The 18,190-nt window shown below is 59.0% G+C and carries 16 protein-coding genes; 11 read left to right on the top strand and 5 right to left on the bottom strand.

The features are described 5' to 3' along the window. The first annotated feature begins 20 nt into the window (after positions 1-20). Together WAW39_RS06955 and WAW39_RS06950 are read left to right on the top strand one after the other, a co-directional pair. The gene (locus WAW39_RS06955) at positions 21-722 is read left to right on the top strand and encodes a FadR/GntR family transcriptional regulator (RefSeq protein ID WP_422317159.1); all 702 of its coding nucleotides are present in this window, start codon (positions 21-23) and stop codon (positions 720-722) included. After that, positions 719-3,652, top strand: coding sequence for a DUF1553 domain-containing protein (locus WAW39_RS06950; RefSeq protein WP_422317157.1), 2,934 nt, complete (start codon positions 719-721; stop codon positions 3,650-3,652). Before WAW39_RS06955 ends, WAW39_RS06950 begins: the two co-directional genes overlap by 4 nt. Here the strand turns inward: WAW39_RS06950 and WAW39_RS06945 are convergent. Both WAW39_RS06945 and WAW39_RS06940 read right to left on the bottom strand, forming a co-directional pair. Then, positions 3,640-4,002 (bottom strand): type II toxin-antitoxin system RelE/ParE family toxin, encoded by a 363-nt coding sequence (locus WAW39_RS06945; RefSeq protein ID WP_422317155.1) that lies wholly within the window; start codon positions 4,000-4,002, stop codon positions 3,640-3,642. The genes WAW39_RS06950 and WAW39_RS06945 overlap by 13 nt on opposite strands. Then, the gene (locus WAW39_RS06940) at positions 3,999-4,304 is read right to left on the bottom strand and encodes a type II toxin-antitoxin system Phd/YefM family antitoxin (protein WP_422317153.1); all 306 of its coding nucleotides are present in this window, start codon (positions 4,302-4,304) and stop codon (positions 3,999-4,001) included. Before WAW39_RS06940 ends, WAW39_RS06945 begins: the two co-directional genes overlap by 4 nt. 85 nt (positions 4,305-4,389) lie before the next feature. On the opposite strand from WAW39_RS06940, the gene WAW39_RS06935 reads away from it, so the two are divergent. From WAW39_RS06935 to WAW39_RS06915, 5 genes are read left to right on the top strand one after another with little or no spacing between them, the layout of a single operon-like run. Then, on the top strand, positions 4,390-5,760 hold the full coding sequence (locus WAW39_RS06935; RefSeq protein ID WP_422317151.1) for a hypothetical protein: 1,371 nt from the start codon (positions 4,390-4,392) through the stop codon (positions 5,758-5,760). 11 nt (positions 5,761-5,771) lie between these two features. Then, a complete protein-coding gene (locus WAW39_RS06930) occupies positions 5,772-7,211 on the top strand; it encodes a DUF1501 domain-containing protein (protein ID WP_422317149.1) in 1,440 nt (479 codons plus the stop codon). A 19-nt stretch (positions 7,212-7,230) separates the two neighbouring features. Then, a complete protein-coding gene (locus WAW39_RS06925; RefSeq protein WP_422317147.1) occupies positions 7,231-8,214 on the top strand; it encodes a C-terminal binding protein in 984 nt (327 codons plus the stop codon). 32 nt (positions 8,215-8,246) lie between these two features. Next, positions 8,247-8,852, top strand: coding sequence for a hypothetical protein (locus WAW39_RS06920; protein ID WP_422317145.1), 606 nt, complete (start codon positions 8,247-8,249; stop codon positions 8,850-8,852). Continuing rightward, complete coding sequence (locus tag WAW39_RS06915) at positions 8,849-9,463, top strand: family 16 glycoside hydrolase (RefSeq protein ID WP_422317143.1); 615 nt, start codon at positions 8,849-8,851, stop codon at positions 9,461-9,463. The genes WAW39_RS06920 and WAW39_RS06915 overlap by 4 nt, the downstream gene beginning before the upstream one ends. Here the strand turns inward: WAW39_RS06915 and WAW39_RS06910 are convergent. Next, a complete protein-coding gene (locus tag WAW39_RS06910; RefSeq protein ID WP_422317141.1) occupies positions 9,453-10,076 on the bottom strand; it encodes a hypothetical protein in 624 nt (207 codons plus the stop codon). The genes WAW39_RS06915 and WAW39_RS06910 overlap by 11 nt on opposite strands. A 100-nt stretch (positions 10,077-10,176) precedes the next feature. Between WAW39_RS06910 and WAW39_RS06905 the strand changes: the two genes are divergently transcribed. From WAW39_RS06905 to WAW39_RS06895, 3 genes are read left to right on the top strand one after another with little or no spacing between them, the layout of a single operon-like run. After that, positions 10,177-11,694 (top strand): glucan biosynthesis protein, encoded by a 1,518-nt coding sequence (locus WAW39_RS06905; protein WP_422317139.1) that lies wholly within the window; start codon positions 10,177-10,179, stop codon positions 11,692-11,694. Further along, a complete protein-coding gene (gene rsgA / locus WAW39_RS06900) occupies positions 11,682-12,806 on the top strand; it encodes a ribosome small subunit-dependent GTPase A (protein ID WP_422317137.1) in 1,125 nt (374 codons plus the stop codon). Before WAW39_RS06905 ends, rsgA begins: the two co-directional genes overlap by 13 nt. A 10-nt stretch (positions 12,807-12,816) precedes the next feature. Then, positions 12,817-13,569 (top strand): pseudouridine synthase, encoded by a 753-nt coding sequence (locus tag WAW39_RS06895; RefSeq protein WP_422317135.1) that lies wholly within the window; start codon positions 12,817-12,819, stop codon positions 13,567-13,569. Positions 13,570-13,578: 9 nt separating this feature from the next. On the opposite strand, the gene rtcR is transcribed toward WAW39_RS06895, so the two are convergent. Both rtcR and WAW39_RS06885 read right to left on the bottom strand, forming a co-directional pair. Then, positions 13,579-15,174: an RNA repair transcriptional activator RtcR gene (gene rtcR, locus WAW39_RS06890; protein ID WP_422317132.1), complete on the bottom strand. Its 1,596-nt coding sequence runs from the start codon at positions 15,172-15,174 to the stop codon at positions 13,579-13,581. 17 nt (positions 15,175-15,191) lie between these two features. Continuing rightward, entirely contained in the window at positions 15,192-15,767 is a 576-nt protein-coding gene (locus tag WAW39_RS06885) for a hypothetical protein (protein ID WP_422317130.1), read from the bottom strand. A 486-nt stretch (positions 15,768-16,253) separates the two neighbouring features. Between WAW39_RS06885 and WAW39_RS06880 the strand changes: the two genes are divergently transcribed. Then, the gene (locus tag WAW39_RS06880; protein WP_422317128.1) at positions 16,254-17,822 is read left to right on the top strand and encodes a vWA domain-containing protein; all 1,569 of its coding nucleotides are present in this window, start codon (positions 16,254-16,256) and stop codon (positions 17,820-17,822) included. Positions 17,823-18,190: the final 368 nt, after the last annotated feature.

Raw genomic sequence — 18,190 nt, 5'->3', positions numbered from 1 at the left:
TATGACCTCCTACCAATTGCATGACGATTACCCCGCTCAAACCCACCCCTTCGCTTGTCGAGCAGGTCTGCTCGCGCCTGGCGCGCCAGCTGCGCGACGAGGTCGACTCCGGTGATGGCAAACTGCCGCCGGAGCGCCTGATGGCAGAGCGCCTCGGCGTGAGCCGCACCGTGCTGCGCGAGGCAACGAAGCGGCTCGAACTCCAGGGCCTGCTCGAAATCCGCCACGGCAGCGGCATCCGCGCAGTGAACCGGCTGCACAAACCGCTGAGTGGTTCCTTGTCGATATTGCTTCCAGAACTGCAGGAGCGCCTTCGCCAGTTGAGCGAAGCCCGTGCTGCCATCGAACCGGAGATCGCGCGGCAGGCCGCCCTGAAGGCCAAAGCCCCTGATGTGAAACTGCTGCGGACCATTCATGAGCGCCTGCTGGCAGCTGAAACGCACGACGAAGCCGTGGAGGCGGACATCGACTTCCACCGCACCTTGGCACGCATCGCCGGTAATGAGATCTTGAAGCTCATGCTCGAATCTCTGGCTGACCTCGGGCGTGAAAGCCGCCGTGTGACGATTGGCAATGTCGGCAGGCAGCGCGCCATCGACCACCACGCCACCATCTTGAATGCAGTGGCCGCGCATGATGCCAACGCCGCCGCCAAGGCGATGAAACATCACATGGACGAAGCCGCACACGATCTGGCTGCCAAAGCGAAAACCAAACGATGAAAACCACGCTCTTCATCCTCCTGGCAGCCGCTCCGGCTTTGGCTGTGGATTTCGACCAGGACATCCGCCCGCTGCTGCAGCAGCACTGCGTCGAATGCCACGGCGAAAAAAAGCAGAAAGGCGAGCTGCGCCTCGATGCCAAAATCTTTGCGTTCAAAGGCGGCCACGATGGTCTGGCCATCGTGGCGGGTGACACGACCAAAAGCCTGCTGCTGCAAAGAATCAAATCCACCGATGACGACGAGCGCATGCCACCAAAAGGCGAGCCGCTTTCACCCACGCAGATCGCCTTGGTGCAGGCGTGGATTCAAGCCGGAGCCGTGTGGCCCGAAAACGCCGCCGACAAAGCCGCCGCCGTGGACAAACGCCTCCAGTATTGGTCCGTGCAGCCCGTGAGAACGGTCAAAGGCGCCTCCATCGACTCGCTGGTCAATGCGAAGCTTACCGAGAAAAATCTCGTGATGTCACCCGTAGCGGACCGTCGTACTTTGATTCGCCGCTTGAGCTTTGATCTGGTCGGTTTGCCACCGACACCGGAGCGGGTGGATCAGTTTGTGAAGAATGCCGATCCCAAGGCCTATGAAAAGCTGGTGGATGAACTGCTGAATTCCAGCCATTACGGCGAGCGCTGGGCGCGGCACTGGCTCGACATCGCCCATTACGCCGACACGCATGGTTTTGAGCGTGATCAACTTCGTCCGAATGCCTGGCGTTATCGCGACTACGTCATCGCATCGCTCAACGCCGACAAGCCCTACGACCAGTTCATTCGCGAACAGATCGCTGGAGATGTGATCGCGCCCAATGATCCGCAAGCCGTCATAGCCACCGGATTCCTCGCTGCCGGCCCATGGGACTATGTAGGTCAGGTAGAAACCAAAAGCGACATGCTCAGACGCGCCGCCCGTGCAGGCGATCTCGATGACATGGTCACTCAAGTCATCACCTCAACCATGGGCATCACAGTGAACTGTGCCCGCTGCCACGATCACAAACTCGACCCCATCAAACAGGAGGAGTATTATAGACTGTGGGCCGTTTTTGCCGGAGCGAAGCGCGGAGATCGTGAGGTTGACAGCGCAGAAGCAAAACGCATCGCCGGCGAAAAAGCACGCCTTACCCAGGAACTGGCAGCAGCGCGTGCTCAGATCGCGAAACTGGCTGGCGAGGGTCTCAATATTTCCGACATGGTGGGTGGCGGTGTCAAAGGTCGTGGTATCGACCTACGCACCGGCAATCTGACGACCGACAAACTCGGCTACCATCGCGACATCAAGACGAATCGGCTGCAACGCATCGAGTGGCCTGCCGAAGTGAAGGACCCGGAACGCTCCGTGTCGTGGGTCTTTGTGCCGGATGGTCGGAACCTGGTGCCCGTGGCCCCCAAACAAGAGGTCAAAGGACTGCCCGCCACCAGCGGTCACACTTGGGATGCCATTCGCAACGGCCCGCTGAACGCCCAGCGCAGCACCAAAATTGGTGGCATGGATTACGCGGAGAAAGAGCACTCCATCCTCGGCTTGCACGCCAACAGCGGCATCACCTTTGATCTCGCCAAGATTCGCCAGAGCAGCGGCCTCGGCATGATGCATTTCACCGCCGCACTCGGCTTCGGTGCCGACGCGAGTGCCGCTGCCTCACGCGCAGACTTCACCGTCTATGTGGATGCCGAGCGCAAGTTTCAGAAGCTCAAAATGCGCAAGGACGAGTTCACGCATCTGGACATCGCCATTCCAGCGACAGCGAAAACCTTCACACTCATCGCCACCGATGGCGGCGATGGCATTGGCAGTGACCTCTTGTTCCTCGGTGATGCACGGCTCGTGCCCGATGTGGAGCACAGCCGGCTCATTGACGCTGAGCAGGAGCAGTTGAAACACCTGAGGACTCAAGCCATCAAACTGGACGCCTCGCTCAAAGCATTGCCGGAACCCACCAAAGTCTATGCCATCATCAGTGAAGCCCAACCGCCTGCCATTCAGGTGCAGCGGCGTGGCAATCCCGAAGACCCGCAGCAGGAAGTGCAGCCCGGTGCATTTGCCTGGGCTAACCACGCCAGCATGGATTTTGGCACGAACGCCATGCCCGAAGGTCAGCGCCGTCGCATGCTTGCGGAGTGGATCACCCATCCCAAAAATCCGCTCACACGCCGTGTGCTCGTAAACCGCCTCTGGCATCATCATTTCGGCCATGGCATCGTTACCACACCCAGCGACTTCGGTCTCGGCGGCGACAAACCTTCTCACCCTGAACTGCTCGACTGGCTGGCCGATGAATTTTTACGCAGTGGCTGGTCACTGAAGCACCTGCACAAGCTCATCGTCATGAGTACCGCCTATCAGCAGCAGTCTGCTTCTCACAATGACACCGCAAGTCGTCTGGATGCGCAAAATCGTCTGCTCTGGCGGCAAAACCCGCGCCGCTTGGATGCTGAGTCCGTGCACGATGCGGTGCTGAGCGTTGCAGGCACCTTGAATCCGGCCATGGGCGGCCCCGGCTACCGCGATTTCAATTTTATCGAAGCCTACGCGCCCATCTACGACTACATCACGCCCGACAAACCCGAACTGCTGCGCCGCAGCATCTACCGCTTCGTGGTGCGCACCACGCCGCATCAGTTCATGTCCACGCTCGACTGCCCTGATCCCGCCAATCTCACCCCGGCCCGCGCACAAACCACCACCGCGCTGCAGGCGCTCACGCTGAGCAACAATGAGTTCATGCTGCAGCAGGCCGCGAACCTCGTCACCCGCATCGAAAACGAAACCGACTCCCGTGCAGCCGCCATCCGCCGGGCCTTCCTGTTGTGCCTGCAAAGGGAACCCAAGACTGACGAACAAAGCGCCGCCACCCATCTCGTCGCCGAGCAGGGCCTCTTTGCCCTCTGCCGCATGCTCATCAACACGAACGAGTTTGTCTATGTGGACTGATCATCATCTTCCACCTCGAACAGCCAGCGTCGGCGCTCGTGCCGGATCTGGAGCACGCTCACCAGCTTGGCGTCTTCGTCGATGGTATAGAGCACGCGCCAGCCGATGCCGGTTTTCCACGGGCGAAACAGCATCTGACGGAGCTGCAGGTGCGCATTCCAGCGACCGTTTTCCGGAGCCATGCCATGTCGGAGCGGTGCTTCTGCCAGTTTTGACAAAGCACGCTCCAAGCTTTCAATCCAGCTGTCGCCTAGTTCTGCGCCTCCGTGCCTGGTATCGGATTCATACCAGACCAGTTGAGCTTCGACAGCAGCCTTGGCCGTGTTTGAAAGTTCCCACCGATAGCTCATTTGGCTGCTCTGCGCTTTGCTGCACGTGCTCGAATTTGCTTAAAGGCCAGAGGTCCCGGGGTTCCTCGTTCTCCTTTGGCATAGGCTTCAATAGCAGCCTTCAGCTCCATGTCCGCCCGTCGTTCCTCCGCATCGTGGGCCAGTTGCTCATAGGCAGCCACGGAAAGCACCACCGCCGCCGCCTTGCCATTGTGGGTGAGCACACGAGGCCTGCCGTGTTTTTTCAGCTCCGCAGTGTGCTCACGCGTCCGGCGCGCGAAGTCGGTAAGGCTGACGATGTCTTGATCAAGAACCAGATTCATAGATGTATTATAGCACAGAATAATGTGCGGTCGCAAACAACAATGCTTTTGCCATGAACATCCCTTTTCTCTGCCCCGTGCTCCCATGATCAAACCGCTCATTCCATTCCTATTCGGACTGCTTGCGTCGTTGCCTGCCGCGGATGTCGATCCATCACTGGCGCATGCTTCGGTCTGGACCGAAATCTGGCCTGATGCAGAGGGAAGGACCCAGACTCGCAAAGTGCAGGGAAAAATCTGGAACGACGCCATCCAGACCGCTCTCGACAAAGACAACGCTGTCCATCTGCCGAAGCGCGATCAGCCTTACTACCTCGATGGCCCGATCGTCCTGAGGTCCGGTCAAAAGCTCACAGCAGATCCGGACGCCGAAATCCGTCTGAAACCCGGCTCCAACACCTGCATGGTGCGCAACGAGCACATTGTCGGCTTCGCTGACGAACCTGTGCCTGAAGACACCAAGCCAGACACGCACATCACCATCGAAGGCGGCATCTGGACGACGTTGGCGAACGGCGTGAAGGACAGCAATGGCAACCAGCGTGGCTTATCGTCGAAAAAAAATCCCGTGCCCGGAACGCATGGCGTCATCCTTCTTCACAACGTGCGCCATGTGACCGTGCGCAACATCACCGTGCGACAGAGCCGCGCCTTCGCGGTGCACCTTGCCAACGTCAGTGACTTTACCGTCGATGGAGTCACGCTGGATCGTCACGGACGCGATGGCGTGCATGTAAATGCGCCCGCGAGCCATGGTCTCATTCGTTGCGTGAGTGGTGTTTCACACGATGACACCGTCGCTCTGAACGCGTGGGAATGGAAAAACTACGCGCCCAGCTTTGGGCCCATTCATCACATCGTCATCGAAGATGTTCGAGGCTCGCCTGATGGCGTCCCGGCCGCAAATTCCATCCGCATGCTCCCCGGCGTGAAACGCTTCAGCGACGGCGCCACACTCGACTGTCCCATCCACGACATCACCGTGCGTGGCATTACCGACATCAGCGACTTCAAACTCTACGACCAGCCCAACCTAGAAGTCGGACGCGACAACGACGCCAGCGCCGGCATCGGCTCGTTGCGCGACATCGTCTTCGAAAACCTCACCTTCAACCGTCCCGGCAGCATTCAAATCCACGCCAACACCGATGGCCTGACCGTCCGCGACGTGAAGCTCAACTTTCCCCTCGCGGCAGACTATCACCTTATCGAACTCGGTCCGAAATCGCAGACCTACAAACACAAGGCAGACGACCCGGCCACCTGGACCGAAATCTTCTCCCCTGACCTCGACTGCACCGTACGCAGTCTGAGCGTTTCTGGCGTTCGCCCAGAAGGGGCAGCGAACGATTTGTCCATGGAGCAGGTCGTCCATGTCATCGAATTGCAACCCAACCCTGACTACCCAAAGACCATTCCCAAAGGCGGCACAGGCAAAGGCATTTGGATTCGCTAACTCACATCTCTATGAGTACTCACTTCTCCAGCCCCTCACGCCGCGATTTCCTCCAGAAAATCGGCGGCGGTTTCGGCAGCATCGCACTCGCCTCCATGCTGGAACAAGATGCCCAGTCCGCGTCGAATCCGCTTTCCGCCAAGCGACCTCCCTTGCCGGCCAAGGCGCGTGCAGTGATTCAGATTTTCTGCCCCGGCGGCCTCAGCCATGTGGATTCGTGGGACTACAAGCCGGAGCTGGCCAAGCGCAGCGGCAAGCCCTTCGATCCCGATGGCAAAATGCAGTTCTTCGCCTCCAAGCCAGGCAACTGCCAGGGCAGCTACTGGCCGTTTCGTCAGCACGGTCAGTGCGGACGCTGGATCAGCGATCTCTTCCCGCAGCTCGCGACTTGCGTCGATGACATGGCCTTCATTCACTCGATGCAGAGCAAGAGCGCGCTGCATGGCCCGGCCATGTTCATGGCAAACACCGGCTTCATCCTGCCCGGCTTTCCGAGCATGGGTGCCTGGGTCACATATGGCCTCGGTAGCGAGAGCGAGAACCTCCCAGCGTTCGTCGTGCTGCCTGATCAGCGCGGCCTGCCGCCCGGCGGCGTGATCAATTGGGGCGCGGGCTTTCTACCTGCCGTGCATCAGGGGACGACGTTGCAGACCGATGCCGAAAAGCCGCCCATCGCGGATCTGTTCCCACCCAAAAGCTTCGCGCAACTGCGTGGCGACACCGAGCAGACTAGCCGTGATTTTCTGCAAACCCTCAACCGCGCACATGCCGCCGAACGTGCGGGTAACACCGAGCTCGAAGCTCGCATCGCCGCTTATGAACTCGCGGCACGCCTGCAACTCAGCGCACCGGAAGTCACCGATCTTCGCGGCGAAACGGATGTCACCAAGCAGCTCTACCAGCTCGATCACGAAGACATCGGTCCCTTTGGCCGGCAGTGTCTTCTCGCGCGTCGGCTCGTCGAACGCGGCGTGCGTTTCGTGCAGATTTACTGCGGCGCAGAAAACACCACCGCGAAAAAAATCCGCCCCAACTGGGACAGCCACGAAGACCTCGTGCGCGATCACGGCTACTGGGGTCAGGTGCTCGACACCGGTGCCGCAGCTCTGCTGCGCGATCTGAAATCACGCGGCATGCTCGACAGCACACTCGTCATCTGCACCAGTGAGTTTGGCCGCCAGCCTGCGGCACAAGGCAAGGGGCGCGACCACAATCCCGGTGCCTTCACTGCCTGGATGTCCGGTGGCGGCGTACAAGGCGGCACAGCGTATGGCAGCACCGACGATCTCGGCTCCAAGGCGGCCGAGAACCCCGCCTACTGCTACGATCTCCACGCCACCGCGCTGCACCAGCTCGGCATTGACCACGAAAAACTCAGCTTCTACAACAACGGCATCAACCGTCGGCTCACCGATGTGCATGGGCACGTCATCAAAGATATCCTCGCATAGCCTCTCACTTCATTTTCACATGTCCCAACCCCACATCGCCATCATCGACTGGACCACCTCCCCACAAGGTGATCCCGAATCCACCATCGAGCGCCAGATCATCGGCGGTGCCGCACATGTCACCCGCACCCTCTGCGAAACCGATGCCGACTTGACCGACGAGATCTGCAGCGCAAACGCCATCATCATCTGGCACAACATGCCGCTCACGGCCAAGGGTATCGTAAAGCTCCAGAACTGCCGCGCCATCATCCGCAATGGCGTTGGCTTCGACAGCGTGGACGTCGCTGCCGCACGCGAGCGTGGCATCGCTGTATGCAATGTGCCGGATTACGGCACCGAAGAAGTCGCCGACCATTCCATCGCGCTCGCCATGGCACTGTGCCGGCAAATCCTGCCGCTGGATGCCGAGGCGAAGCAGCTTGGCTGGAACATCCGCGTCACACCAAAACTCCGCCGCCTCAGCACTCTCACCTTCGGCATTGTCGGCTTGGGACGCATCGGCACTGCGACAGCACTCCGCGCCAAAGCCCTCGGCTTCCGTGTCATCTTCTACGATCCCTACCTTCCCAATGGGGCCGACAAAGCCGTCGGCATCACCCGCGTGCGCACGCTTGATGAACTCCTCGCGCAAACCGACGTCCTCTCACTGCATTGTCCTTTGAACGAAGAAACGCGCCACCTCATTGCCGAGCGAGAAATCGCCCTGCTCAAGCCTTCGGCATTTGTCGTTAATACCGCACGTGGTGGTGTCATTAAAAAAACCACCATCCTTGCTGCGCTGCGCGAGAATCGCATCGCAGGCGCCGGGCTTGACGTCATCGAAGATGAGCCTCTTCGCACTGCTGAAGAAGCCGCCACGCCAAATCTCATCGCCACCTGTCACGCCGCGTTTTGCAGCGTGGAGAGCAAGATCGAAATGCGCAGCACCTCCGCCCGCATTGCTCTCGCCGCAGTGCGCAATGAGCCGCTAGAAAATGTGGTGAATGGCGTTTGCTCCTGAATAGCTCCGTCGTGAGCAGTGCCGACCACACCATGAACCTCTGTCCTTTTCTCGCCGCGTCCCTCGCCATCACCCTTGCTTCAGTCGCTCTGGCTCAAGAAGCCAAACCGCTGCTGCACGATCACGTCCTGCCGGTCCTGGCCACGCCAGATTTCAAGACACCGCTCGACTCCAGTTTCAGCATTGCCAAAGGAAAATGGACACCCGAAGGCGGCGTCCTCAGCGTGCTGGATCTGCCGGAGCAGAAGCACATCCCGGTGCTGCATCACAAAGTGGGCCTCTCCAGCGCCACCATCGAGGTGGAGTTCTTGATCGAAGGCCCGGGCAGCTTCCTCGTGGGCTGTGATTCCAGCAAACATGTGGGCCGTGTGGTTGTCGGTGCGGCAGGTTTGAGCATCGCGGAAGATTCCGTGGTGCCTTCCCACACCATAGCCAAGCTCCCAATGACGGTGAAAGCAGGCGAATGGCACAAGCTCCGTGTCGAGTGGCAGGGAGATCAAATGGCCGCCAATCTCGACGGCCAGGAACTGAAGGCACAGCATCCTTATTTTGCGACACCCAAGGCTCGAAGCTGGCTGGCTGCCGGTAAATCCGTGAAGGTGCGCAATCTCAAGATCAGTGGCGAGGCGAAACCATGAGCGGCAGGCACTTTATCGGCGCCCTATTCGCTCTGCTGGGCGTCCTCTGTGGTGACATCCAGAGCGCCGAGTCGCAGACCCTGCTAGAAGAATCCTTCACCACCGAACTCTCCAAAGACTGGTTCTGGGGGCTCGGTACCTGGACGGCAAAGAACGGTGTTCTGCGTGGTTTTGAATCAGGCCCTCGGCGTCACGGACCGGTCAAAATGCGCAAACTTCCGCTCAAAGATGCCATCATCGAATGTGACTTCCGGTTGGAGGGCAAAGCGACGTTTGCCGGCATCATCTTCAATGGTTCGCAGGAGCGCGGGCACCTCGTCCACCTTGTCATGGGCACGGACACGCTGCGCATCCTTGCTCATCCGAAAAAGGGCGAAAACGTGGAACTGCTCAAACAGCCCAACATCCTTGCCGTGGGCAGCTGGCATCACGTGAAGATTGAATTTAAAGGCGAAACCATCACCGCCACCATCGACGGCAAGACCATCACCGCGAGCCATCCCTGCATCGCCGAGGAAAAGCAAACCTTCGGTCTGGGCGGGGATTCCGGTGGCCCTGAAGGCGAAAAAGCAGGCGCGCTGGAATTTCGTGGCCTGAAAATCAGCGGCTGACCTGGCAGCGGCAGCGGATGATCACCGCCGCGATCACCGTCCCAATGAGGTTTGAAACGAGATCCCAGCCCGTATTTTCGTAGCCGCCCACGTTCGTGTTGGGGATCGTCAAGACAGCGATGAATTCGATCACCTCATTCAGCGCGCCGAAACCCATGCCACCCGCCGCGCACAGCATCAGCATGCCAAACGTGGGGCGCACCGCGCTGCCATCCGGCTGACGCAGGGCCTTGCTCAAAAGGTGCCAGCAGAGCCAGGTGGTGACGCCAAATCCGTAAGCATGCACGATCTGGTCGTATTTCAGCCACTGCGGGATGATCCACCAGCTGTAGAGCACCGCCTGATCCCCATTGTAGGGCCAGCCGGAGGGCAGGGGGCACAGGCCGCCTGCCATGTGGGCAAGCCCCCAAACCGAAAAGGCCCACAGCAGCGGCGTCGTGAGCCGCACACGGCGATGGACGGCGCTCATGACCCCGATCAGGACGAGCATGACCACGATGTAGAAAATGAACTCGCGGTTGCCTTGAACAATGGCCCCGATGATGGCCACCATCATGTAGGCGGCATTGAACAGGATGACTGGCAGCAGCTTCGCGGGAGGGGCAGGGGGCATGCGGTACGCATGCAACGCCTGGCCGGGCCTTTGGCAAGAGCTTCCTGCTACACCGGTTGACTGGCACTCTGTGTGCTGCATCCTAGCGCACCCCTCCCGCATGAAATTCATCCTTCCGTTTGCCGCCCTGGTTCTTTCCGCTTCGCCGAGCCAGGCTCAAATCACTCTGGAATCCGTCAAAAGCTTTGCCGAGCTTGAAAAAGTGGCAGCGCAACTGGCACTGCAGCCCTACCAGGCACCCACGCAGCAGCTCGATCCGTTTTTCGAGGGGTTGAAATATGATGGCCACCGGCAGATCCGGTTCCTGCGCGACAAAGCCTTGTTTGCCGAGCAGGGAGATGCATTCCGTGTCGAGTTCTTCCACCCAGGCTGGATGTTCAAGAAGCCGGTCGTCTTTTACAACATCAAGGAACCCCAGACCGTCGGTGTGCCGTTTGATGGCAGCCACTTTGACTATGGTGACCTCAAGGTGCCTGCGGGTGCCAAAAATCCCGTCGGCTACGCGGGGTTTCGCGTTCTGGCCCCGGACTCCCTGGTGAAGCGGCCCTTCGAGTTCATGGTGTTCATGGGTGCCAGTTACTACCGTGCTGTCACCACGCAGCTCGGCTACGGCATCTCCGCGCGCGGCGTGGCGGTGAACACGATCGGCGGCGAGCCCGAAGAATTCCCCGATTTCACCCATTTTTGGTTCAAGGAGCCCAAGGCAGGAGAAAAATCATTCAAACTGCTCGCGCTTCTCAATGGCCCCAGCATCACCGGCGCTTATGAGTTTGAATCCACACCAGGGATCAGCACCGAGATGAGGATCAAGGCCTCTTTGCACCTGCGCAAGCCGGTCAAGATGCTGGGCATCGCACCCTTTTCGAGCATGTTCTGGTTCGGCGAGAACTCGCATCCAAAGCCCTATGATTTCCGTCCCGAAGTGCATGATTCGGACGGTTTGCAGGTCGAGATCAAGGACGGCCCGTCCATCTGGCGTCCGCTGGATGTCAGCCGGGACATGCGCCTGAGCATTTTTGAAACGGACAATCTCAAGGGCTTTGGTCTCGCGGAGCGGGATCGTGACTTCAACAACTTCCAGGATCTCGAAGCCAACTACCATCGTCGTCCGGCGGTGTGGGTGGAACCGGTGAGCGGATTCGGCAAAGGCGCTGTCACCCTCGTCGAACTCTCCAGCGGTGAAGAGACCTGGGACAACATCGTCGCCATGTGGAAGCCGGCGCACCTGCCCGCCACACCTGCAGAGCCGCTCAAAGTCGAGTACAAGCTCCACTGGCTCGATCAACATCTGCCAGGCGCGCTTTGCAGAGTCATCAGCTCACGTCGTGGCTTTGTGATGGACTCAGACGACCATCTATATGTCGTGGATTTTGCCAAAGGTGCCGAGAATGGCACGGCCAAACCCAAGGACTGGACGCCCGACATCGATGTCGTTCTCAGTGCCGGCGAGGGCAAGGTTCTGGACAAGCGTGTGATGCGCAACAACGAGACCGGCGGCTGGCGTGCCTTCTTCAAGCTCGACATTCCTGAGACCACCAACCTGCTGGAAATCATGATGGAATTGAAAGACGAGAAGCAGGTCATTTCTGAACGCTGGATGTATCAATGGCGTCGCTAAGTCTCATCGATCTGGGCTGGAACGAGTTCTTCGCGAAACACTTCGAACCGTTTCGCGAGCAGGGCTGGAAACCTGCGCGCCTGATCCGTGACAACAAGATCAGCTACGGAGCTCTGCTTGAAGATGGGACGAACGGCTTCGATGAGTTCGAGGTCATCCTGGGAGGCAAAGTTTATCACGATGCTGAAACAGATGCCGAGCTGCCTGCCGTCGGCGACTGGGTAGCTCTCGAAGTCGGCGGCGAAAACGGCGACAACATCATCCGCGCCCGTCTGCCCCGCCAGACCTGCTTCTCACGCAAAGCCTCCGGTTTCAGTGCCGAGGAGCAGGTGATCGCCGCGAACGTGGATGCCGTGATCGTCGTCACCGATTCTGGGCCTGATTACAGCCTGCGCCGCATGGAGCGCTACTTCACGCTCATCTCCCGCAGTGGTGCGAAAGCGGTTGTCCTGGTCAACAAGGCCGACCTCTATCCCGACAAGCAGAATCAGGAAGCCGCCGAGGCCATCCGAGCTCTCAATGCCGATGCTGATGTGCATGTGACCAGCGTGAAAAAGCGCAAGGGCCTCAAGGTGCTGAAAGACTACCTCAAGCGTGGCCAGAGCGTGGCCGTGATCGGCTCCAGCGGTGTCGGCAAGTCCGCGCTCGTCAATCTGCTGCTCGGTGAAGACTGGCAGTGGGTGGATGAAGTGAACGAAGTCACCGGCAAAGGCCGCCACACCACCACCGCACGCGAACTGCTCGTGCTCGACAGGGGCGGCATCCTGATCGACAACCCCGGCATCAAAGAGGTGCAGATGTGGACGAATGAAACCACGCTGCGTGAACGCTTTGCCGACATCGAAGAACTCGCCCAGCGCTGCAAATACCATGACTGCAAGCACGGAACCGATGCCGGCTGCGCCATCCGCACCGCCGTGGAGTCCGGAACTCTGGATGCCGAGCGTTACGAAGGTTATCTAAAGCTCGAAGACGAAATCGCCAAGCTGCGCAAACAGCGCAAAAAGCGCCAGATGACCGTCGAACGCCGCAACAAACGCGATCACAAAATCAAGGCGCGCAATCGCGTCGATCGCGAGGATATCGAGCGCGATTTGAAGCCACGCATGTAGTCTGCAACCAATGCCTCCCCAGCCTCCTCCCACTCGCACCGGCCTCGCCCGCGCCATGTCAAAGCTCGGCTTCTGCTCACGCAGCCGTGCCACCGAACTGATCCGCATGGGCAAGGTGAAGGTGAACCTCGTCGTGCGGAAGAATCCCGAGTTCCCCGTGATCCTCAAAAAAGACGTCATCATCATGGACGACGTCAGCATCAATCAGGCGCCGCGTCTCTACGTCATGCTCAACAAGCCGCGCGGTCTCGTCACCAGCGCCTCGGACGAACTCGGCCGCGAGACAGTTTTTTCCTGCTTTGAAAATTCCAAGCTGCCGCATCTATCCCCAGTGGGTCGGCTGGACAAGGCCAGTGAAGGCATGCTGCTCTTCACCAATGACAATGTCTGGGCAGACACCATCACCAATCCCGATACGCATCTCGACAAAACCTACCACGTTCAAATCAGCGGTACCATCGATGCAAAGCGACTCGCCCAGATCAAGGAAGGGGTCGTTGACGAGGAGCAAGGCGACCACCTCTCCGCCAAGGTCATCAAAATCCTCCGCAGTGGCGAAAAGAACATGTGGCTGGAAGTCGTCCTCGATGAAGGCCGCAACCGCCACATCCGCCGCCTGCTCGAAGCCTTTAACATCGAAGTCCTCCGTTTAGTGCGCGTCAAAATCGGCATGCTCGTTCTGGGGAATCTGCCCAAAGGCCAGTGGCGAGAGCTCACAAAGTACGAAGTCCTGAAATCACGCGAGCCGCAGGAACTGCGGTAAGCCGCGGCGTCAATTCATGAGCTGGTCCCAGCTCAACTTGAAGCGCGCCAGGTATTTCTTCAGCCGGTCCGCGTCATTCATCTTCGAGCGCTTGGCACGCGAAACCGCGAACAGCTTCCGCCCGGCATCGGAGAGCGTTTTGCTTTCCCGGCACACCTGCAAAACAAAATCCAGCTGCGCCAGATCAAAGGGATCAATCTCCTCCCTCTGCACCTGGGGGAGTGCGGCGTTCTCCCGGCTTGATGCCTGATCCCCAGCATCCCGCCAGCCTTCGCGCAATCGCGCTGCCTCCGTCTCCACACACTCCACGGTGATCCTGCCTCTGGGGGCCAGCGTGGCCATGCGTGTCACCGCCGCATTCAGATCGCGGAAATTGGCGCTCCACTTCGCTTCAGGACTGCGGGCAAATTTGAGGAAGGCCTCGCGGGCTTCTTTGTTCATCCGTACCTGCCGTCGATGCGATTTCGCAAAGTGTTCCAGTTCGAAATCGAGATTCGCGGCGATGTCTTCTCGCCTCTCAGCGAGGCTCGGCAGCGTGAAGGTCCACAGGTTGATTCGTGCCAGCAGATCATCACGAAATTTGCCAGCCGCGACCTGTGTGCGCAGATCACGATTCGTTCCCGCGATGAGTTGAAAATCACTCTGCACCGCCTTGTCGCTGCCCAGCGGCAGGAACGTCTTGTCCTCCAGCGCCCGTAGCAGCATCGCCTGCTCATCAAGACCGAGTTCGCCGATCTCATCCAGAAAGATCAGCCCTTTGTCGGCCTCCTTCAGCAACCCAGGCCTGTCCGACTGGGCACCCGTGAAGGAGCCACGCTTATGCCCAAAGAGCGCCGACATCGCGTGATCACCGCGCAGCGTGGCGCAGTTGACTTCGACAAACCTGCCACCAAGCCCCGCGCGCGAACGCCGCAGATCATAAATGCGGCTGGCCAGCATGGATTTGCCTGCACCCGTTGGGCCCATGATGAGAATGGGCGCTTTGGAGTTCACTGCCACCAGTTCAATCTGCTCAATGAGCTTGTTGAAGCCCTTGCTCTTCGTGGCAATGCCGCTCTTCAAAAAATCCAGCGTGCGCTCCTGCTCCTGCGCAAAGCGGGTGGAAAGCCGGTCATACTTCGAGAGATCGAGATCAATGATCTCATAGCGTCCCGAAGCCTTCGCATCACGCCCGCCTTCACGCGATGGCGAGGTCTGTAGCAGCCGTGCAGGAATGAAGTTCGCTTCGTTGAGCAGGAACCAGCAGATCTGCGCCACATGAGTTCCAGTCGTGAGGTGGATCAGGTAGTCCGCCTTCTCTGGATCGAATGCGTAACCCCGCACGAAGTCATAGAGCCGCTCATACACCTCCTGCAGATCCCACGGATCCTTCAGTGGAAACTCATGCACTGCCACCGTCGTCTCAGGCGACACCTTCTCGATGTCCGCCTTCACCTGCTGCGCTAGATCTGCAAACTTCGGTTCAGCCAGTAATTCCAGCCGCGAAATCACTAAATCCTCTTGCTGACACATCGCCACCGTGGGCCGCCATTTAGACCATCTTTCCGGCCCTGAGGCTCGGTCCAGGTTCGATCCGAGGAATCCAAATGTGATGATGGGTTTCATGCAGAGAGCAGGGAAAGTTACAGCGCGGCTCGAATGGCTCGCAGCAACGCGCCTGTGGGACGTGCAGGATTCACATCAATGGGACGGAGAGAACCATTCCACTCCAGAAGGTTCGCTGGCTTGGCATCAAACACCGCCGTGTTGTCCTCCTCCCGATACCACGCATGCGAAGGCCCCGGTTGGTTGCTCAGATACAGCTTGGCAAAGCCCCGCCGCGTGAACCAGCCATCAATCAGCCGCCGCACCTCATGACCACCCAGCTCCGCCGCGATATCTCCCAGCAATCGTCCAGGCACATACTCCTGCAAAGTCACCACCTCCAGCCTGAGCGGTGTGCGGATGAATCCCTCCAAAGTCATGGCCACATCGGGAAACACTTCATTCAGCAGCACCAAGCGGTGCAGATATTCGCCCAAGCTCGCCGGCCCCAGTCTCAATCCGCCCTCAACCACCGGTGTGTAGCCGTAGCCCACACCTCGGGTCTCATCCGTCGGTTTCGTGACACGGCGGACGTGACGAATGGGGTCGCCAACACGTGCCACATCGTGCTCTGTGCCGCCGAGCAACAGCTCATTTAAATTCCCGATCTCCATCCAGAGACCGTGAAGTTCAACCCATGGTTCGATTAGTTTTTGCTCCGCAGCCTGTCGATCACCGAGGGCATCGAGTGTCCCAGATTCCGTTGCATCAGTTCCAGTGCTTGCGCTGAGGAGTGCTGCGGCATCCGCAAGCCACCCACCGCTGCCTTGTTCTGGCTGCGTTGCGTGGGTTTCTCTTGGGCTGGAACTGGGGACTGCATCACTCATGAAGTTGGTCCAAAACACATGTAAAGCAACTGACGGCAGAGCTCACTGAATTACCAAATGAATACACTATCCAAAAAGATAAAACAATATCCCATTGGAGATAATATTCGGGAATCAAAACATCGCTTTTTGTCCCAAAAAAATGATCTGAAAATTCCTGGACCCCTTGTTTTACAAGGCTTCCAGCGTCCTCCGGACACCTGGTCCAGAGAACTTGGCACGGCCCTAGCATTAGGTATTGGCACACACAAACGACCAACCCAAACCAACACCATGGCAAGCAAATCACTCTTTTCGACTCTCCGCGGCGCTCTGGCCCCCAAGGCTGACAGCTTCAATGAAGCCGGTGGCCTGGCCTACCAGCTCACGCCTCGTCATGCGCTGGCTCAGTATGCAGCCACCGGCTGCCTCAACAGCACCTTTTACGCCACAGCGGAAGATCAGCTACAGCAGGTCCTGAAGCTGTGTGAGAAAGTTCCGACCGACTTCATCGCCCGCACGGCGCTTCACTGCCGCCAGAAAGGTTTCATGAAGGATGTGCCAGCACTGCTCTGCGCCGTGCTTGCCGCCCGTGATGCCGAACGTCTGGAACTGATCTTTGATCGCGTGATCGACGACGCCAAGATGCTGCGGAACTTTGTGCAGATCCTCCGCTCTGGAGTGACGGGTCGTAAATCCCTCGGTTCTCTGCCAAAGCGTCTCGTGCGCCGCTGGTTCGAGACTCGTTCAGACGAGGCCATCTTCCGTGCCGACGTGGGTCAGTCGCCTTCTCTAGCAGACATCGTGAAAATGGTGCACCCTCACCCTGCCACGAAAAGCCGTGAGGCGCTCTATGGCTACCTCATCGGTCGCAATCATGAGTCCTCGGCACTGCCGCGTATCGTGCGTGAGTTCGAGGCCTGGAAAGCCGATCCTGCGGGAGATCCGCCGGACGTGCCGTTTCAGATGCTCACCGCCCTGCCTTTGACGGCAGAGCAGTGGCAGGCCATCGCCCGTCGTGCCCCATGGCAGATGACGCGCATGAACCTGAACACCTTTGCCCGCCACGGCGTGTTCTCCATCAAGGAAATCACCCGTCTCGTGGCCAGCCGCCTGCGCCATCAGGACCAGGTGCGCCGCTCCAAGGTGTTCCCGTACCAGCTCCTGGCCGCCTATCTCAACGTCGGCGCGGAAGTCCCGCACGAAGTGAAGGAAGCCCTGCAGGATGCGATGGAGATCTCGGTCTCCAACGTGCCCGTGGTGGCCGGAAAGGTGGTCGTGGCTCCGGACGTTTCCGGGTCCATGCACTCCGCTGTGACCGGTGTCCGCAAGGGCGCCACCAGCAAGGTGCGCTGCATTGATGTGGCCGCTCTGGTGGCCGCTGCCTTCCTGCGTCAGAATCGTGATGCCGAAGTGCTGCCATTCGAGAACAACGTCGTTCGTGTGTCGCTGAATCCCCGTGATTCCGTGATGACGAACGCGCAGAAGCTCGCGTCTCTGCCTTGCGGCGGAACGAACTGCAGCGCCGTGCTCATCGATCTCAATGCCCGCAAGGTGCAGGCGGATCTGGTGATCTACGTCTCCGACAACGAGTCGTGGATGGACACCCCCTATCACGGCCACTTCGGTGGTTCGGCCACTCGCACGATGAGTGAGTGGCAGAAGTTCAAGCAGCGCAATCCAAAAGCCCGTCTCGTGTGCTTGGACATCCAGCCCTATGCGACAACGCAGGCCCAGGAGCGTGAGGACATCCTCAACATCGGTGGCTTCTCCGATGCGGTGTTCAACGTGATCGCCGCCTTTGCCCGTGGCGAACTCAGCAGCGCCCACTGGATGGGTGAGATCGAAAAAACACCCCTTTAACCCAAACTTTGGAGCCTGGTGAATGCTGGAGCGGACTACATTTCCAACTGTTGCGTCTCTCCAATCCTTGTCACCAGGCTCCATCTCAACTCTCAAATGACGGCGAATGCCCCGAGGAACTACATTGAACCAGTCGGCCGCAGGTTCGAGCCCTGCCTGTCATGCACCAGCATGGCAGTAGCTCAGTGGTAGAGCAATTGGACACGTTTCTCACCTCCTTGTCGCCGTCACCCTTTCACACTTAGACCGGTTCTCAAAAAGAATGTCATATTCCGGCTGTACATTTTAGAATTATGGTAATGAATAAGCGGTGGTGGCCCGCCCGTGCATCGAACTCAACCTGGACAACGCGACTGGAGATGAAGTGC

The sequence above is a fragment of the Prosthecobacter sp. genome, assembly GCF_049294395.1.
Taxonomy (GTDB): Bacteria; Verrucomicrobiota; Verrucomicrobiia; order Verrucomicrobiales; family Verrucomicrobiaceae; genus Prosthecobacter.
The sequence above is the reverse complement of the archived record's forward strand: the minus strand, read 5'-3'. Positions and strand labels throughout refer to the sequence as shown.

Bases quoted from the DNA above. Each gene is read 5' to 3' on its own strand.
- WAW39_RS06955 (WP_422317159.1), top strand. From the start codon at position 21: ATGACGATTACCCCGCTCAAACCCACCCCTTCGCTTGTCGAGCAGGTC.
- WAW39_RS06950 (WP_422317157.1), top strand. From the start codon at position 719: ATGAAAACCACGCTCTTCATCCTCCTGGCAGCCGCTCCGGCTTTGGCT.
- WAW39_RS06945 (WP_422317155.1), bottom strand. From the start codon at position 4,002: ATGAGCTATCGGTGGGAACTTTCAAACACGGCCAAGGCTGCTGTCGAA.
- WAW39_RS06940 (WP_422317153.1), bottom strand. From the start codon at position 4,304: ATGAATCTGGTTCTTGATCAAGACATCGTCAGCCTTACCGACTTCGCG.
- WAW39_RS06935 (WP_422317151.1), top strand. From the start codon at position 4,390: ATGATCAAACCGCTCATTCCATTCCTATTCGGACTGCTTGCGTCGTTG.
- WAW39_RS06930 (WP_422317149.1), top strand. From the start codon at position 5,772: ATGAGTACTCACTTCTCCAGCCCCTCACGCCGCGATTTCCTCCAGAAA.
- WAW39_RS06925 (WP_422317147.1), top strand. From the start codon at position 7,231: ATGTCCCAACCCCACATCGCCATCATCGACTGGACCACCTCCCCACAA.
- WAW39_RS06920 (WP_422317145.1), top strand. From the start codon at position 8,247: ATGAACCTCTGTCCTTTTCTCGCCGCGTCCCTCGCCATCACCCTTGCT.
- WAW39_RS06915 (WP_422317143.1), top strand. From the start codon at position 8,849: ATGAGCGGCAGGCACTTTATCGGCGCCCTATTCGCTCTGCTGGGCGTC.
- WAW39_RS06910 (WP_422317141.1), bottom strand. From the start codon at position 10,076: ATGCCCCCTGCCCCTCCCGCGAAGCTGCTGCCAGTCATCCTGTTCAAT.
- WAW39_RS06905 (WP_422317139.1), top strand. From the start codon at position 10,177: ATGAAATTCATCCTTCCGTTTGCCGCCCTGGTTCTTTCCGCTTCGCCG.
- rsgA (WP_422317137.1), top strand. From the start codon at position 11,682: ATGGCGTCGCTAAGTCTCATCGATCTGGGCTGGAACGAGTTCTTCGCG.
- WAW39_RS06895 (WP_422317135.1), top strand. From the start codon at position 12,817: ATGCCTCCCCAGCCTCCTCCCACTCGCACCGGCCTCGCCCGCGCCATG.
- rtcR (WP_422317132.1), bottom strand. From the start codon at position 15,174: ATGAAACCCATCATCACATTTGGATTCCTCGGATCGAACCTGGACCGA.
- WAW39_RS06885 (WP_422317130.1), bottom strand. From the start codon at position 15,767: ATGGAGATCGGGAATTTAAATGAGCTGTTGCTCGGCGGCACAGAGCAC.
- WAW39_RS06880 (WP_422317128.1), top strand. From the start codon at position 16,254: ATGGCAAGCAAATCACTCTTTTCGACTCTCCGCGGCGCTCTGGCCCCC.